The sequence below is a fragment of the Nonomuraea helvata genome, assembly GCF_039535785.1.
GTDB lineage: Bacteria > Actinomycetota > Actinomycetes > Streptosporangiales > Streptosporangiaceae > Nonomuraea > Nonomuraea helvata.
Genome location: NZ_BAAAXV010000009.1, coordinates 1,048,596 through 1,064,637 on the forward strand (window position 1 = coordinate 1,048,596; position 16,042 = coordinate 1,064,637).

General features: G+C 68.5%; 16 protein-coding genes. 6 read left to right on the top strand and 10 right to left on the bottom strand.

Annotated features, from left to right (window positions below; genetic code table 11):
• Window positions 1-72: 72 nt before the first annotated feature.
• Window positions 73-1,281, bottom strand: coding sequence for an alpha/beta hydrolase family protein (locus tag ABD830_RS37720; protein ID WP_344998356.1), 1,209 nt, complete (start codon window positions 1,279-1,281; stop codon window positions 73-75).
• A 190-nt stretch (window positions 1,282-1,471) separates the two neighbouring features.
• Here ABD830_RS37720 and ABD830_RS37725 point away from each other — a divergent pair, with 190 nt between their 5' ends.
• Window positions 1,472-2,353: a phosphotransferase enzyme family protein gene (locus ABD830_RS37725; RefSeq protein WP_344998358.1), complete on the top strand. Its 882-nt coding sequence runs from the start codon at window positions 1,472-1,474 to the stop codon at window positions 2,351-2,353.
• A gap of 177 nt (window positions 2,354-2,530) precedes the next feature.
• On the opposite strand, the gene ABD830_RS37730 is transcribed toward ABD830_RS37725, so the two are convergent.
• The 6 genes from ABD830_RS37730 to ABD830_RS37755 all read right to left on the bottom strand — a co-directional run bounded on the left by ABD830_RS37730 (window position 2,531) and on the right by ABD830_RS37755 (window position 7,037).
• Window positions 2,531-2,749 (bottom strand): chymotrypsin family serine protease, encoded by a 219-nt coding sequence (locus ABD830_RS37730; protein WP_344998360.1) that lies wholly within the window; start codon window positions 2,747-2,749, stop codon window positions 2,531-2,533.
• 902 nt (window positions 2,750-3,651) lie between these two features.
• A complete protein-coding gene (locus ABD830_RS37735) occupies window positions 3,652-3,909 on the bottom strand; it encodes a hypothetical protein (protein WP_344998362.1) in 258 nt (85 codons plus the stop codon).
• Window positions 3,906-4,937, bottom strand: coding sequence for an ABC transporter ATP-binding protein (locus ABD830_RS37740; protein WP_344998364.1), 1,032 nt, complete (start codon window positions 4,935-4,937; stop codon window positions 3,906-3,908). The genes ABD830_RS37735 and ABD830_RS37740 overlap by 4 nt, the downstream gene beginning before the upstream one ends.
• A complete protein-coding gene (locus ABD830_RS37745) occupies window positions 4,934-5,797 on the bottom strand; it encodes an ABC transporter permease (protein WP_378520963.1) in 864 nt (287 codons plus the stop codon). Before ABD830_RS37745 ends, ABD830_RS37740 begins: the two co-directional genes overlap by 4 nt.
• A gap of 6 nt (window positions 5,798-5,803) precedes the next feature.
• Window positions 5,804-6,610: a molybdate ABC transporter substrate-binding protein gene (gene modA / locus ABD830_RS37750; protein WP_344998366.1), complete on the bottom strand. Its 807-nt coding sequence runs from the start codon at window positions 6,608-6,610 to the stop codon at window positions 5,804-5,806.
• Between the two features lie 13 nt (window positions 6,611-6,623).
• Complete coding sequence (locus tag ABD830_RS37755; RefSeq protein ID WP_344998368.1) at window positions 6,624-7,037, bottom strand: TOBE domain-containing protein; 414 nt, start codon at window positions 7,035-7,037, stop codon at window positions 6,624-6,626.
• Between the two features lie 109 nt (window positions 7,038-7,146).
• Here ABD830_RS37755 and ABD830_RS37760 point away from each other — a divergent pair, with 109 nt between their 5' ends.
• Window positions 7,147-7,677, top strand: a complete 531-nt coding sequence (locus tag ABD830_RS37760; protein WP_344998370.1) for a hypothetical protein — start codon at window positions 7,147-7,149, stop codon at window positions 7,675-7,677.
• Here the strand turns inward: ABD830_RS37760 and ABD830_RS37765 are convergent.
• Window positions 7,664-8,560, bottom strand: a complete 897-nt coding sequence (locus ABD830_RS37765; RefSeq protein ID WP_344998372.1) for a maleylpyruvate isomerase N-terminal domain-containing protein — start codon at window positions 8,558-8,560, stop codon at window positions 7,664-7,666. The two genes, ABD830_RS37760 and ABD830_RS37765, sit on opposite strands and share 14 nt — an antisense overlap.
• Before the next feature lie 126 nt (window positions 8,561-8,686).
• Between ABD830_RS37765 and ABD830_RS37770 the strand changes: the two genes are divergently transcribed.
• Window positions 8,687-9,343 carry a winged helix-turn-helix transcriptional regulator gene (locus tag ABD830_RS37770; protein WP_344998374.1) on the top strand — a complete coding sequence of 219 codons (657 nt, stop codon included), beginning with the start codon at window positions 8,687-8,689 and terminating at the stop codon, window positions 9,341-9,343.
• Window positions 9,344-9,757: 414 nt separating this feature from the next.
• On the opposite strand, the gene ABD830_RS37775 is transcribed toward ABD830_RS37770, so the two are convergent.
• Window positions 9,758-11,251 carry an aromatic amino acid ammonia-lyase gene (locus ABD830_RS37775; protein WP_344998376.1) on the bottom strand — a complete coding sequence of 498 codons (1,494 nt, stop codon included), beginning with the start codon at window positions 11,249-11,251 and terminating at the stop codon, window positions 9,758-9,760.
• A 62-nt stretch (window positions 11,252-11,313) separates the two neighbouring features.
• Here ABD830_RS37775 and ABD830_RS37780 point away from each other — a divergent pair, with 62 nt between their 5' ends.
• Genes ABD830_RS37780 through ABD830_RS37790 form a run of 3 tightly spaced genes read left to right on the top strand, consistent with a single transcriptional unit; the run spans window position 11,314 to window position 14,475 of the window.
• Complete coding sequence (locus ABD830_RS37780; RefSeq protein WP_344998378.1) at window positions 11,314-12,867, top strand: NAD(P)-binding domain-containing protein; 1,554 nt, start codon at window positions 11,314-11,316, stop codon at window positions 12,865-12,867.
• Window positions 12,851-14,314 (top strand): class I adenylate-forming enzyme family protein, encoded by a 1,464-nt coding sequence (locus tag ABD830_RS37785; RefSeq protein ID WP_344998380.1) that lies wholly within the window; start codon window positions 12,851-12,853, stop codon window positions 14,312-14,314. Before ABD830_RS37780 ends, ABD830_RS37785 begins: the two co-directional genes overlap by 17 nt.
• Window positions 14,311-14,475 carry a hypothetical protein gene (locus tag ABD830_RS37790; protein ID WP_344998382.1) on the top strand — a complete coding sequence of 55 codons (165 nt, stop codon included), beginning with the start codon at window positions 14,311-14,313 and terminating at the stop codon, window positions 14,473-14,475. Before ABD830_RS37785 ends, ABD830_RS37790 begins: the two co-directional genes overlap by 4 nt.
• A gap of 82 nt (window positions 14,476-14,557) precedes the next feature.
• Here ABD830_RS37790 and ABD830_RS37795 read toward each other — a convergent pair whose 3' ends face one another.
• Complete coding sequence (locus ABD830_RS37795; protein ID WP_344998384.1) at window positions 14,558-16,018, bottom strand: non-reducing end alpha-L-arabinofuranosidase family hydrolase; 1,461 nt, start codon at window positions 16,016-16,018, stop codon at window positions 14,558-14,560.
• Window positions 16,019-16,042 lie beyond the last annotated feature (24 nt).

Below are 16,042 nucleotides of genomic sequence, written 5' to 3' on the forward strand. Positions count from 1 at the left end.
TGATCGGGAGGCCCCCGCTACGTGGAATTCCTCCGGGTGCACGGCAGCGGCGGCCGGTGTCTCAACCCGGTCTCAGGGGTTCTGGAAGGCGACTTCAGGGTTGGCGGGGGACGGGCCGTCCAGCAGCGGCTGGTGTTCGCCGTGCAGGTGCTGGTCGAAGAAGGCGTCCACGTACGACGTGGTGATCTCGCCCGACCGCTCTCCCGACAGCGGCGCGGTGGGGTCGGTGATCCCGGCCTGTCCGCCCAGGATGGGCAGGTCGATGAAGGTGAAGTGGCCGGAGCCGGCCACGGTCAGCCAGCGCTTCCAGCCGTCCAGGCGTCGCCAGTCTCGTAGCCAGGTTGGGTCAATGGAGTCGGGCGAGTGCTGGGCCTTGGTGCCGAGCATGAGGAACGGTCGTTGGCCGAGGCCGGAGGTGGGGATCGGTGCGAAGAACGTGCCGTCCATGTTCACCCCGGCACGAATTCGGTGGTCGGTGGCCATGACGCTCGCTGTGGCGTTGCCGCCGAGCGAGTGTCCGGCGGCGCCGATCCGGCGTGGGTCGATCATCTTCCAGCGCTTCCAGGCGGGTGCGGACCCGGCAGCGTGGGTCAGCTGGTCGATGACGAAGGAGAGGTCCGCTGCCCGGTTGGCGGCGGCCTTGGCCATCAGCTTCTTCTCCGCCTCGTCGGAGGGGGCCTTCTCCACCGTCTCGCATGCGACGCAGGTCAGGGTGCGGCCGCCGGGGAAAGTCGTGCCGAACGACTCGTAGGCGTGATCCACGAGCGCGACGACGTAGCCCTTCGAGGCGAGTTCTTCGGCGAGCGTGGTCAGGGTGGCACGGTTGAGGGTGAAACCCGGGGAGAGCACCACCAGGGGGTGCTTGCCGCTGACGGGGCGGGCGCCGACGTGTGCGTTCGTGTGGACGCCGGCGAGTTGTTCGGCCTTGAAGACGCTGTCGAGCTTCTGCCCTTTGAGGAGGAGACGGGCCTCGTCGATGGCCATGTACGGCGCGGCGCTCCCGCCGGCGTGGGCCGGGTAGTACATCGACACCATCAGCTCGCGTGCGCCGGCTGTGGGCAGCCACAGGTCGCGGCGGTTGCCGTCGACGAGATGCAGGGTGTCGCGCCCGACTTCGTACTGCCCGGTGGGTCGAGGGATCGCGAAGCGCACGTCGGAGGTGTCCGTGGAGGAGGTCGCGGCGGCGGGAGACGACGTCGTGGCGGCCGCCGCGGCTGGCACAGGCAGGGTCATCGTCAGGCTGAGAAGGACGATCGCGGCGTTGCGGCGAGTTCTGATCACGGGCAGCACTGTAGGAAGGACGCAGCCATGCCCCACATGTCCGAAAGTCCAGCTCGCGCTCTTACTTTCGTCAGGGTTCGTGGGTGAGGCCGCTGAGCCGCCGAAGGGGTCAGGTCGCCGATTCGGTCGCGCTACTGCGGCCTTCTATCGACACCTTGGTATGGTGCCCAGATTGCACCGCTTGGAGAGTATGGAAGCGCTCAAGGAAGGGGGCCAGGCGACGATGCAGGCGTCAGATCTCACCCGTGCGGTGGCTGCGGCCATGTCGACCGCCTCATCACTTGGCCTGACAGCCGACGACGCGATCGTTCTTCATGACTCGAACAAGCTCACCCTGCGTCTGCTGCCTTGTGACGTCCTGGCCCGGGTGGCACCTGTAGCGCAGCAGGTCGCACAGTTCGAAGTCGAGCTTGCCCAGCGGCTCGCCGAATCCGGGTGCCCTGTTGCCGCTCTCGAGCCTCGAGTGGAGCCACGCGTCTATGAGCGCGATGGCTTCGTGGTCACGCTGTGGACCTACTACGAACCCGTGACACATCGAGAGGTCTCACCGGCCGACTACGCCCATGCACTCGAGCGGCTGCACGCCGGCATGCGCCGGCTCGATGTCCCGACGCCGCACTTCACGGATCGAGTCGAGCAGGCCCAACAACTCGTGGCGAACCGCGACCTTACTCCGGCACTCGCCGACGCGGACCGGGAGCTGCTCGGCGACACGTTACGAACCCTGAGCCGAGTGATCGGCGAGCGCGGCGGCGCCGATCAGCTGCTGCACGGCGAGCCGCACCCGGGCAATGTGCTCACCACGCAGAACGGGCTGCTGTTCATAGATCTCGAGACGTGTTGCCGTGGGCCTGTCGAATTCGACCTCGCCCATGCGCCCGAAGAAGTCGGCGAGCACTATCCGGGCGTCGATCAAGAGTTGCTGCGCGAGTGCCGGATCCTCGTGCTGGCGATGATCACAACGTGGCGTTGGGATCGAGACGACCAACTTCCGAACGGACGCCAACTGGGCACAGAGTGGCTCAGCCAGATCCGAGCAGAGCTCGATCGCAAAGCCGAAGGCCTCGACTGACGAGAAGTCCACGAAGACACGGAGCGTGACGCGGCTGTCGAGGGGCCTCATCGGGTACGGCGGTGCGGCCTTTGAAGTGCTGCGTGAAATCGCTCAGGCCCGATGCCGTGCGGTCGACGAACAGCCGGCGGCACTGAGCAGTGCCGCCCCGCCCGAGGAGGGCGCCTTGGTCCGTGGTCAGCGTTGCCAGACGTCGTAGTTTCTGTTCTGGTACAGATACGCCGGCGTGAACGAGCACCGGTAGCTGTCACCGGACTTGCGGATCAGACCTTGGTGGATGCCCATGGCCATGCCACCGTGGTACCAGGGGCCGCCACTGTCGCCACTGGCGCAGTCGGTCGAGTTCGAGACGACCATGTGCCGCAGGTCGTTGACGGAGACGTTACGGTAGCGCACGGTGGCGCAGACACGCCCGCTGATCTTGCCGAACTTGCATGCCGTGCGTGAATACCCCGGCGATCACCACGAACAACGCCGCCGTCATCCACCCGGCGACTGTGCCCCACCTTCCCCGACGGGCGAGAGTCGCGCTCAGGCCAAGTGCCATCACAGCAGTGGGCCAGCCGTTCAACTCCGCCGATATGGTCCACCCGTGGATCTCTATCAGCCAGCCGACATTCGCGAAGGGGAAGACATCACATGAGAAGCGGATAAAGCGGTGCGTCGAGTAGGCAGGCCCTTCGGGGAAGTACCACCAGACGGTACGCAAGGCGGGAGCCGCCAGCGCCGCCAGCGTTAACGAAGCCACCCTCCAGCGAGGGGGAACCACCGGTAACGGAAGCAAGACGGCCGCCACGTGTTCGTAGATGGAGACGTCCAGCCTAGATCATCTCTGGGGGACGGCGTCCTCTCTGCCCCACGCCCGTGCAATCAGGTGCTGCGCCCGTCCAGCACTATCTCCTTGGATGCCGCCGAATCCCCCTTCACATCCACGCGCTGACCTGTATCTCTTCGCTCGTGAAACCCATCGTGGAAATGCGATGGGGAGCGATCACGCGCGAAGTCCACCTGGCGACCGACAAGGCACTCCAACGCTGCTGCCGTACCGCGCAGGTAGCGTCTCTTCGGCCAACGGCCGGATAGCGGGCTTCGCAGGTCACCTTCACGGGTGTGGGGACCATCGTGCTACCCACCTCTACAACCCCAGGACTTGCGCGGCCCCGCGGGCATGCCGGAGGTGCCGGTCAGCCGCGCTGAGCGTCGCGATGCTCGGCTCGATGCCGCTGATGCCGGGAGATCGCTGCGGAGCGCGGCACATCAGCCAGGTCACCGATATCAGGGTGTGCGCTGACGACCGGTTATGGGGTCAGGCCGCAGGAACATGGCGGGTCGGCCCAGTGCAGGGCGATGTACGGCTCGGCCTGGCCGCAGTAGCGCACCCGTTCGCGCGTGATGCGGTAACGGGCGCACGTCTCGGCCTCACTCGGTGAGCGACGCGGTACAGGGACGGTCAGGATGCCGATGTCCTGGTCGATGTGGGTGAGCAGGCCGTGGCAGGGCCCGCCGAGACAGATGGCGTTGCAGTCGTGGCGGCCGTCCGGCGGGATCTCGTTCATGCGGGGTAGGCGTGGGTCTCAGTGGCCTTGACCGAGGCCCAGATCATCTGGCCCGGTGTCAGGTCGAGGTCGGCGAGGGCGGCGGGAGTGATGTCGGCGAAGGCGGTGATGGGGCCGTCGAGGTGGACACGGACGTTGTCGCCGTGCCGTTCGATGCCCTCGATCCGGGCCTGCCACAGGTTGCGCGGGCTACCGTCGGGGCGCGCTCGGTAGAGGGCGACGGCAGCGGGCGGGAAGGCGACGAACGCGGGCCCGTCGAGCTGCTCGAAGGTGTGCAGCAGCAGCTCGCCGACCTTGACCCGCGCGTCGTCCGCCACGCCGCGATACAGGTTGAGCCCGACGAGACGGGCGACGTAGTCGGTGCGGGGGCGGCGGGCTACCTCAGCCGGAGTGCCCTGCTGGACGATGGCGCCGTTCTCGATGACGATCAGCCGGTCGGCCAGCACCATCGCGTCCAGCGGATCGTGGGTGACCAGCACGGTGACGCCGTCGAAGTCGGCCAGGTGGCGGCGCAGCTCGGAGCGGATCTCCAACCGGGTGTGCGCGTCGAGCGCGGCCAGCGGCTCGTCCAGCAGCAGCAGCTCAGGCTGTACGGCCAGCGCGCGGGCGAGCGCGACCCGCTGGGCCTGGCCGCCGGACAGCTGGCGCGGCTTGGCGCCGGCACGGTCGGCCAGGCCGACACGCTTCAGCAAGGCGGCCGCAGTGCTGCGCGCCTCGGCCTTGGACACTCCGCGGCAGCGCGGCCCGAAGGCCACGTTGTCCAACGCCGTCAGATGCGGGAAAAGCAGGTAGTCCTGGAAGACCATGCCGATCGGACGGCTCTCGGCGGGCAGAGTGTGCAGGGGCCTGCCGCGTAGGCTGATGTGCCCGCCGGAAAGACGGGTGAGCCCAGCCAGGGCGCGCAAGGCGGTGGTCTTGCCGGCGCCGTTGGGGCCGAGCAGCGCGACCACCTCGCCCGGCTGGACCTCGAGCGTGATGTCGAGAGTGAAGGCGGGCCGGGTCACCACCAGCTTGGCGTCGAGGGTCATGGCGCACTCACCCACCGATCACGCAGGCTGGCCAGGATGACCACCGAGACGGCCAACAGGACCAGGCTGAGCACGATGGCCGCCTCCGGCTCGGTCTCCAGCGCCAGGTAGACCGCCAGCGGCATGGTGCGGGTGGTGCCCGGGAAGTTGCCCGCGAACGTAATGGTGGCCCCGAACTCGCCCAGCGCCCGCGCCCAGCACAACACCGCCCCGGCGACCACACCCGGCATGACCATCGGCAGCGTCACCCGCCGGAACACAGTCCAGCGCGAGGCGCCGAGCGTCGCGGCAGCCTCCTCGAAGCGCTGGTCGGCGCCACGCAGCGCACCCTCCACGCTGATCACCAGGAACGGCATCGCCACGAACGCCTCGGCGACGATCACGCCCGCAGTGGTGAACGGCAGCGTGATGCCAAAAGAAGCCTCCAACCATTGCCCGACGAGGCCGCGCCGCCCGAGCACGAGCAGCAAGGCGACGCCACCGACCACCGGTGGCAGCACCAGCGGCACGGTGACCAGGGCCCGTACCAGGCGCCGGCCGGGGAAGTCGACCCGGGCCAGCAGCCACGCCAGCGGCACGCCGAGCAGCAGGCACATGGCGGTGGCGATGGTGGCCGTCACCAGCGACAGCCGCAGCGCCTCCAGCACGTGCGGTTCGGCCAGCCGCTCCAGCAGCGTGGACCACGGCGCCCGGACCACCAGCCCCGCCAACGGCAGCACCAGGAACGCCAGCCCCAGCACCGCGGGGACGACCAGCATCCACGGCAGCCGCCCGGAGATCTCGCGGCCCGCGACCGGGCGCTCGGTGGGCCCGCCACGCGGACCCGCCGAGTCGAGATGTTCCGGTGCAGAAGAGCTCATCCGGGATCAGGGAGCCTCGAAGCCGGCCTTGGCCAGCACGTCCTTGCCCTGCTGCGACAGCACCAGATCGACGAACTGCTTGCCCAGGTCACCCGCGGGCGCCTTGGCCAGCGTGGCGATCGGGTAGTCGTTGATCGCCTTGTCCGCCTCGGGGAACTCGATGCCCTGCACCTTGCCCACCGAGGCGATCACGTCGGTCCTGTAGACCAGTGCCGCGTCCACCTCGCCCAACTCCACCTTGGTCAGCGTGGCCTTGACGTCCTGCTCCAGCGTCACCGGCGTGACCTTGAGCCCCGCCGCGTCCAGCGCCTTGACCGCGGCCGCGCCGCACGGCACCTGCTCGGCGCAGAGCGCGACCTTCACCTTGGAGTCGGCCAGGTCCTTCAACTCGTCCACCTTGGCCGGGTTGTCCTTCGGCACGGCGATCTGGAGCTTGTTGCGCACGAACGTCGTCGGCGCACTTGCCAGCGACGCGTCCGTGACCGTCTTCATCGTGGCCGGGCTCGCCGCGGCGAACACGTCGGCCGGTGCCCCCTGGGTGATCTGCTGGGCCAGAGTGGCGCTGGAGCCGAAGTTGAACTTCACCGTCGTACCTGGATGAGCGCCCTCGAACGTCTTGCCGAGCTCGGTGAACGTACCGGTCAACGAGGCCGCCGCGAACACCGTCACCTCTTTGGCCCCACCCCCGGCGGACGCCGAGGACGAAGCGGAGGTCGTGGACGTGGCCGGATCACCGGAGCCGCAACCGGACAGCCCCGCCAGCGCGAGCGCGACAGGAAGGGCGATCGCCCATCGGGAAAGACGCCTGAACACCAAGGGGGGCTCCTCACAAGTGACTGGCCACACGCTCGTGGCCGGGAATCTCCACGACGACGTTGGTGGACTTGATCACGGCGACCGCCACCACCCCCACCTCCAGGCCCAGCTCATCTGCGGCCTGGCGGCTCATCAGCGACACCACCCGGAACGGCCCCGCGGCGATCTCCACCTGCGCCATCACCGCATCGCGGATCACCTCGGTCACGATCCCGCGAAAGCGGTTACGCGCTGAAGAACGGCCGCTGCCGTCGCTCTCCTCGATCTGCGATCGAGCGAAAGCGGCCAGGTCGGCGCCGTTGACCCGCCGGTGACCGTGCTCGTCCCGTTCGGCCCCGAGCCGGCCCGCGTCCACCCACCGGCGAACGGTGTCCGAGCTGACCCCGAGCAGCGCGGCGGCCTCACTGATCCGAAACGTCGTCACAAGCCTCACCATACCTTTCGCACATTCCAGTCTGAATACCCGTCTTCGACCGCAGCAGCGGCACGATCTACCGTGCTGCCATGGCATCCACGAGATCGGAGAACCTTCCGTGAGTCTCCGTCTCCCTCGCCGCTGGGCCGTCACATCCGCACTCGCCATCGCCCTGCTGGCCACGCTCGCGCCCGCCACCACGGCCACGGCCGCCGCCGGACCGTCCTCCGCCCAGCAGACCACCGTCGGCACGGTCAAGGTACGCGGCCAGGTGATCCGTCCGCGCTCGTTCAGCATGGCCCGGCCGCGCAGCCTGCCGCAGCACACTGTGCGCGTGCGCTACCGGACCTCCCACAGCGCGGAGAAACACACCTTCACCGGACCGCTGCTCGTCGATGTCCTGAACCTGACCGAGCCCCGCATCGATCCCGACACCAAGAACGCCCAGCTACGCCTGTTCGTCACCGCCACCGGATCGACGGCTACCGCGCTGGATAACCGTGTCTGCAAGCGCAGGGGCCGAGGAAGCCGACCGGTCCCGATGTCGGGCTGCGGGTCAGCCGTCCACACCGAGCATGACGTCGGACGCCTGCCTTGGCGCCAGCCAGGGTCTAGGTCGGTGGACGGCGAATGGGCTACGGGGGGCTGATGACAGTGAGCATGCGGGCGAGTTTCCATGGCCGACGGCCCCAGGCGGCGAGCTTTCCTTCGAGAAGCGGCTTGCCTATCCCTTGTCGGCCGATGAACACCAGCATGAGAGCCGCGGGGTCGGCAGACAGGTGGGCGTCAACGTCGCGTGCACCCCCCGCGTCAAGTGTCAACGAACCGCGGTCGAAGACCATCAACGTGCGCCCGCCTCCACGCAGGCGCAGGTCGAAGCGGGCTCGGAAGGATCGAGCTTTCTCCTGGTTCAACAGGGCCGTGGGCGGTAGAGCCCCGATGAGCGGAAGCACGCCGCCCTCGACCGCGAGGAGAGCGTGGTGACGCTGTATCGGCCACGAGCACCCGGTGGCTGCGGCGATGTCATGGCCGTGGATCAAACATTCCTCGAGCAAGTGGCACGCCACCGCCGAAGGCGGCAGGCGGGCGCCTTGCAGCCAATCGACGGCGGCCGCTCGCGAACGCGACGCGATGACGTCGAACTCGTTCGCCAGCGTGCCGATGCGATCTGCGAGGACGGCTGGGGCCCGTTCGCCATCCTGGGCCAGCATCTTCGCGTTGACCTCGGCCATTCCCGCCGTCGTCACCGTGGCTTGCGGGACCGGCCTTCCGGCGACGGCGTCGGTGTCGAGGCGAAAGACATGAGCCAGGTGAGCCGCGACATCGCCCACTGTCCAAGTACCGACCGAATCGGCGTTGGCGTCAGGGACGCTGCGCACAAGTTCGACGAGGCTGGGAACGACATCCCGCAGTGCCGCACGCGCCTGGGCCAGGGTGTCGGAGGCCCCGCTGTGCGTCGCAGCCGGGACCGTGCCCGTGCCTTCCCGGGTGTCAGAGTCTGGGCCTCGCCTGGGAGATGGGGTCTCGGTCATCGTTTCACTCCTGTGGCGTGAGTGCTGGTCGCGGTGGCCGTCCCATGGCCAGGACGAGGTCGTCACACCCGTACCGGCGCCCTGCTGGATATTGTCAGGCATACTTGAGAATGTAAAGTGATGGTCATGAGTCGGAGCTACGGCCAGTACTGCGGTCTCGCCCGGGCGCTCGATGTCGTGGGCGACCGGTGGAATCTGCTCATCGTCCGCCAGCTCCTCATCGCTCCCGCCCGCTACCGCGAGCTGCTCGATGGGCTCGGCGGCATGGCCACGAACCTGCTCACCGACCGTCTCCGCGACCTGGAGACTGCCGGAGTGGTTGAGCGGCGACTGGCCGAGGAGGGCAACGCGATCGTGTACGCACTCACCCCATGGGGCGCCGAGCTGCGGGAACCGATCGAGAGCCTCATCCGCTGGTCCACGCCGCTCATGGCGCGCGGACCAGACGGCGACCGCTTCCACGCCGAATGGCTCGCCGTCGCCCTCCGCGCCTTGCTCGTCGACAGGGCCGCCGCGCACCGGGCATCGACGGTGGGGATCGAGGTCGACGGCCAGCTGCTCCAGGTGCGGGCGACGCGCTCGGGCACAGAGGTGACCCTGCATGATGGCGGCGGTCTCGATGCCGTCGTGCGTGCTGACGCCCCCATCATTCTCGGGCTGGCAGCGGGTGTGCTCGCCCTCGACGACGCCCATGGGCTCGTCGACATCGAAGGCGATGAAGCCGCGGTACGCGCCCTCTTCAACTTTCGGCGGCCCCAGGCTGGAGGGTCCACTCGCCGCTGACCTCTCCCACCCTTACGGCGCAGGGTGGACCTCTCGCCGAGTCTCGCTGTCAGGCTCGTTTGCGGCTGGTGACATGTCCGTCCATCGGCACCCGAACGCCTGACACGGCGCTGTCACTTCTGAGCGACGTTCGTCAGTCACCGGAGTTCGAGCGGCCGAGCACGAAGACCGGCGTACAGGTAGAAGCGCAGAGCCCTGTACGAGCAGAAGTACTGACGTGGTACGCCATTCGCCGAGGTCACGGCATGAAGGGGCCGATACCTCGCGCGCCGATCACGGCGGCAGTGCGCCAAGAGGGCGGTCCTCGTTCGGCAGCGCTGTCCCGTCGCTCGTCGGCCTTGATCCACCAGGTCAAAGACCTCAAGGGGAGGCACCACCCATGTGGAAAACGGGCGAGAGCCCAGAGGCTGTTTCTTACAGAGGGAGTACGGCGGTGAGCAGCTCGCCGGCCCTGCGGACATCGGCGTCCAACGGGCGGTCGGGATCGACCGGAGGGATCACCTCAACCAGCGCGTCGAGGAGTGCCGCGCAGCTCGGAGCTGTGGGGCGGCGGGCGCCGACGTGCGCTGCCTGTCGCAGTCCCACCGCCAGCGAGCCGCAGAGCAGGCGCAGTAGGGCGGCCATGTCGTGGGAGCGAAGGGCGGCCTGGGTGCCGAACGGCACCACGTCCTGGTTGTGCAGGTTGGTCGGCAGGCTCTGCATGCCGGCGGGCACGGCGGCGCGGCGGATCTCGGCGACGAACGCGGTCGTGGCGAGCTGTACCCCCTGCATCCCGTGTTGGCGGCCGGGTCCGGCGGCGAGCATCGGGGGCAGGCCACCGTTGCGGGCCGGGTCGACGAGGAGGTCGAGCTGCCGCTCGGCGAGGTTGCCGAGCTGGGCGGCGACCATCGCCAGGACATCGGCGGCGAACGCGGCCGGCTGCCCGAAGAAGTTGCCGCCGTGCACGACCAGGTCATCATCGGGGAAGAACAGCGGGTTGTCGCTGACGCTGGACAGGTCGGCCTCGACGACACCGTCGACGTAGCGCAGAGCGTCCTCGGCGGCGCCCAGCAGTTGTGGGGAGCAGCGGATGCTGTACGGCTCCTGCAGCGCGCGTGTGCCGGTCGGGCTGATACCGGAAAGGGTCTTGCGCATGCCCTCGGCGACGTCGATCGCGCCGCGGTGGCCGTAGGCGTCGAGGAGGCGCGGGTCGAGGAACCCCGGGTCGCAGCCGAGCGTGTCGGCCAGCAGGCAGGTGAGCGCCTGCAGCGCGCGGTGGGAGGACCGGATGCTGTCCAGGGCCAGGGCGGTCGCGGCGGTGGTGAGAGACGTGCCGTTGACGAGCGCGAGGGCGTCCCGGCCGTCGAGCGTCAACGGGGTCAGCCCGGCATGGCGCAGCGCCTCGGCCGCGGGCATCCGCCGGTCGTCGACATACGCCTGTCCCCGGCCACGCAGTGCCTGGGTGGCATAGGCGAGCGGGATCAGGTCTCCGCTCGCGCCGACCGAACCGTAGCGTGGGATCGCCGGGACGAACGTCGTCGCGAACATCGCGGCAAGCCCGTCGACCACGTGTGCCGAAACCCCGGACGCCCCCTGTGCGAGAGACCACACGCGCACGAGAATCGCTGCCCGGCTCACGTCGTGGGCCAGATCCGGCCCCTGCCCGGCACCGAGGTGGGCCAGGGTGTTGTCACACTGGTCCGCCTCCTCCTCCCGGCCGGCGAACCCGACCAGGGCGCCGAATCCGGTGGTCGCGCCGTAGACCGGGCGTTCCTCCTCCCGTAGCACGCCACGCAGGAAGTCACGGCCGCGCTCGACGCGGTTGCGGACGGCCTCGTCGACCACGACGGACACCGGTGTCGCGGCGCGGTGCAGGTCGGCAGAGCGCAGCGGGGCGCTGAGGTTGATGGAGCCTTCGGCAACGGGCATGCCTGGACCATAGATCTCGAATTCTCAGAAGATTCTGAGAATTCGTCCGTAGCTTCTGGATCATGGCGCATGACTACCTGATCATCGGGGCCGGGCCGGCCGGGCTGCAGCTCGCCGCACTGCTCGAACATGGCGGTCACGACTATGCCGTCCTGGAACGCGGAGCCGGGCCGGGCACCTTCTTCACCCGGTTCCCGCGGCACCGCCAGCTGATCTCCATCAACAAGGTGCACACCGGGTACGAGGACCCGGAGCTGCGGCTGCGGATGGACTGGAACTCGTTGCTGAGCGACGATCCGGAACTGCTGCTCACCCGCTACAGCGAGAAGTACTTCCCGCAGGCCGACGATCTCGTACGCTACCTGTCCGACTTCGCGTCGGCGACCGGCGTCCAGGTGCACTACGACACTGACATCGTCCGGATCAGCCGGGACGACGACGGGTTCACCGCCACCGACCGCAGTGGACACTCATGGCGGGGCCGGCGACTGGTCGTGGCCACCGGCGTCTCCCAGCTGTACGTCCCACCGATCCCCGGCATCGAGACCGCTGAACGCTACGACACGTTCGAGACCGACCCCATGTCCTTCGTCGACCAGCAGGTCCTGGTGATCGGCAAGGGCAATTCGGGATTCGAGACCGCCGAGTCACTCATGGAGAAGGCCGCGGTCATCCACGTCGCCGGGCCGCACTCCGTCAGGATGGCCTGGCAGTCGCACTACGTCGGGCACCTGCGGGCGGTGAACAACAATTTCCTCGACAGCTACCAGCTGAAATCGCAGAACTCGGTCCTCGACGGCACGGTGGAGAGCATCGAACGCCGTGCCGACGGTCGCTACCGGGTCATGTTCCGCTACGCCCGGACCGTGGAAGCGCTGCGCGAACTGTGTTACGACCGGGTGATCGTGTGCACCGGTTTCCGGTTCGACGCCTCGGCGTTCGACGACAGTTGCCGGCCCGCGCTGGTCATCAACGACCGTTTCCCCGAGCAGACGCCGGCGTACGAATCCGCCAACGTGCCCGATCTGTACTTCGCCGGCACGCTCACGCAGCAACGCGACTTCAAGAAGGGCACCAGCGGCTTCATCCACGGCTTCCGGTACGGGGTGCGCGCGCTCCACCGGATCCTGACCGCCCGCTACCACGGCGGGACCTGGCCGGCCGAGAAGGTCGAGCCCGACCCGGACGCGATCAGCGACGCGATCATCGCCCGGGTCAACCGCTCCTCGGCGCTGTGGCAGCAGTTCGGCGTGCTCGGCGACGTGGTCACCGTGGATGGCGGCACCGCGCTCTACCAGGAGGAGGTCCCCGTGGCGTACACCGCCGACGGTGGGCTCGGCCCGGCCCGGCACAGGTTCGTCATCACCTTGGAGTACGGAAAGGATCACGACGCCGTCGATCCGTTCGACATCTCGGTCCCGAGAGTCGTCGAGAACGACGCCGCCAACGCTCACGACGCGAGCTACCTGCACCCGGTGGTGCGGCACTACCGCGACGGCACGGCGGCCGGCGTCCACCACCTGGCGGAGAACCTGGACAACCAGTGGAACCTGCCGACGGTGCATCAGCAGCCACTGGCCGTCTTCGTCAAGGAATGCCTTGCCGACGCCTACTGAACCCTACCCGCGGTCCGTTCTGGACCTCCTCGTCGCGGCCGGGAACCGGCCCGTCTTCGAGCACGGTCCCCGTACCGTCACCGGCGCGCAGATGCTCGGCATCGTCCGGCGGATCGCGGCCGGGCTGCGCGCCGCGGCCATCGGGCCCGGGGACGGCCTCGCCATGATGCTCGGTGTCACCTCGGAAGCGTTCGCCGCGACGATCGCCGGCTACGTCGTCGGAGCCCGAGTCGTCGGCGTGCGGCCCGGGCTGTCCGACGGCCAGCTACGCCACGTGCTCCACCAGGACATCGCCGCGGTCGTGACCGACGCGGCCACCAGGCCGGAGCACGCGCCGCGCACACTGACCGTCTCCGAGCTGACGGCCGCACCCGACGAGGTCGGTCAGCTGCGCCTGTCCGGCCGGCCGGAGGACGTCGCCCGGCTCGTCTACACCAGCGGCAGCACCGGCACGCCGAAGGCGTGCGCGCAGACCTACGCCGCCATGAACGCCGCGTGGACAGCCCGCCCGGCGACGTGGCCGCCGGCGATCCGGGAACTGGCCTCCCGGCTGCAGCGCTACCTGGTGTTCGGGTCGCTGAGCAGCCAGGTGATGATGGAGTACGGCGTCCTCACCCTTGCCGCGGGCGGGACCATGGTCGTCGCCGACTCGCCCACGTTCCCCGACGCGATCACCAGACACCGTGCGTCCGCCAGCGTCATCACCGTGCCCCGCCTGTACAAACTCGTCGCCGCCCAGCGCAGCGCCCCGGCCGACCTGAGCAGCCTCCGGGCGCTCATGGTGTCCGGGTCGCCGCTGGAGGCGTCCCGGCTCCGCGAAGCACGCGACGTGCTCGGCCCGGTCGTGTTCCAGGGCTACGGGCAGACCGAGACCGGCACGATCTCCATGGCCACGCCGTCGGACATCCCCCCTTCGGTCGGATTCCCACCCGACATCATCGACATCGTGATCCGGGACGCGGACGGCAGACCGGTCCCGCCCGGCGTCGACGGCGAACTGTACGTCCGCACACCCGCGCAGGCGATCGGGTACTGGGCCGAACCGGCGGAGACCGCGGAGGTGTTCATCGACGGGTGGGTGCGCACCCGGGACCTGGGCCACTTCGACGACGATGGCCGGCTGTACCTGGCCGGGCGGACGCGGGACGTCATCATCGTCAACGCGAACCTCCACTACGCCGGCCCGATCGAGCGGGTCCTGGCCACGTCCCCTGACGTCGCGGAGGCGTACGTGATCGGCGCCCCGGACGAGGACACCGGCGAGGCGGTGCACGCATTCGTGGTACCAGCGCCGAACCGGGCCCCCGACCTTGATTCACTGCGGACACTGGTCAGCGAGCGGCTCGGCGCCGCATGCGTCCCGGCGACGGTCACCATCATCGACGAGGCGCCACTGGCACCGAACGGCAAACCGGACAAGCGCCTCCTGATCGCCGCGATACCGTGATCGTCATCATCTGGCACGTCCTGGCCACCGGCACGCCGTACCACGAACTCGGCGAGGACTACTTCATCACCCGCAAAGACCCCGAGAAGGAAGCCCAGCGGCTGATCGCCAAGCTGCAAGCCCTCGGCCACAAGGTCACCGTCGAAGCAGCGACGGCCTGACCCAACCTCCCCACGAAACCCTGACCGACACTCCTCAGCCAGGGTCCGCTGCCGCTTCCCCTGGCTGAGGTGGATTCACGTGTCAGCGCTGCAGTGTCAGCACACCCGGCCTGTAGGGCAGGAGGCCGTAGTCGCCGCCGGAGTTGGGGTTGCGTCCCTGGTAGAGCAACTGCAGGTTGCAGGGATCGACGGTCATGGTCTGATCGGGGTTGCTGCGGACCAGATCGCCGTGGCTGATGTCGTTGGTCCAGGTGGCGCCGCTGTTGGCCTTGCCCGCGAAGGGATTGCTCTCGGTCGCGGCCTGCGGTGTCCACGAACCGCCCAGGCTGGTGGCGGTGAACGATCGGAAGTAGCGGCCCTGCGAGCCGATCGCTTCGACGAGCATGAGGTATTTGTTCTGGTCCTTGAGCTTGTAGACCTGAACGGCTTCGAACAGGTTGTTCGTCGAGTCGCTCATGATCACCGTCGATGTCGAGCCGAAACTGCCCGGGAAGTTCCCGATGGGCATGCTGGCCCGGTAGATCTTGCCGTTGTCCCCGGCGAAGAACAGGTACATGTTCGTGCCGTCACCGATGAGCGTCTGGTCGATGGGTCCTGTTCCGGAGCCGGAGATGCTTCCGGAGAAGAGCACCTGCTGCGCTGACCAGCCATTCGGGTTGGTGGGGTCGCTGGAGGTCCTGTAGGAGAAGGCGGTCCCGCCCCACTGGTAGGCGAGCACCCAGATGTTCTTCGGGGCGAAGTAGAACAGCGTGGGCGCGACAGTGCCGGAAGACATCGTGTTCTGGCTGGCCGAGGCCATGTCGGACCAGTTGGTGAAGAGACCGAAGTTCATCGAACCCCAGCTCGTCCCCGTGTTGTGCGTCGTCGCGTAGACGAGATGCTTGCCGTTGTAGACGACGCTGGTGAAGTCCTTGAGCGAGACCCAACCCGACTTCGGGTTCGCCAGTGGCCCCGTCGAGGTCCAGCGGTACGTCGACGGTAGATCGCACGTAGGCGTCGGAGTGGGGGTGGGAGTTGGGGTGGGAGTGGGGGTGGGGGTGGGAGTGGGGGTGGGAGTGGGGGTGGGGGTGCCGGGATTGCCGCAGGTCACGCCGTTCAGGGTGAACGACGTCGGCACCGGGTTGCTGCCGTTCCACGAGCCGTTGAACCCGAAGTTGGTGCTGCCGCCGGAGGGGATGGAGGCGTTGTAGGAGACGTTGGTGGCGGTCACCGACGAGCCGGACTGGGTCTGGGTGGCGTTCCAGATCTGGGTGATCTGCTGGCCCGCGCTGAAGGACCAGGTCAGCCGCCAGCCGTTGACCGCGTCACCGAGGTTGTTGATGGTGACGCTGGCGTTGAAGCCGCCTGTCCAGCTCGAACTGATGGTGTAGTCGACCCGGCAGTCGACCGCGGCCTGGGCGGGCTGTGTGGTCAGCAGTCCGGCTCCGGCCAGCAGTACCGCGATGGCGCCGATCACGAGGCCCCGGCGCGAGGCCCGCCGGGGCGGCACCGCGGTCGTGACGGCGGAGAGGCGCGGTGACCGCGCTCGCCAGGGCAGACGCATCTGTATTCTCCTCATCATCATGTC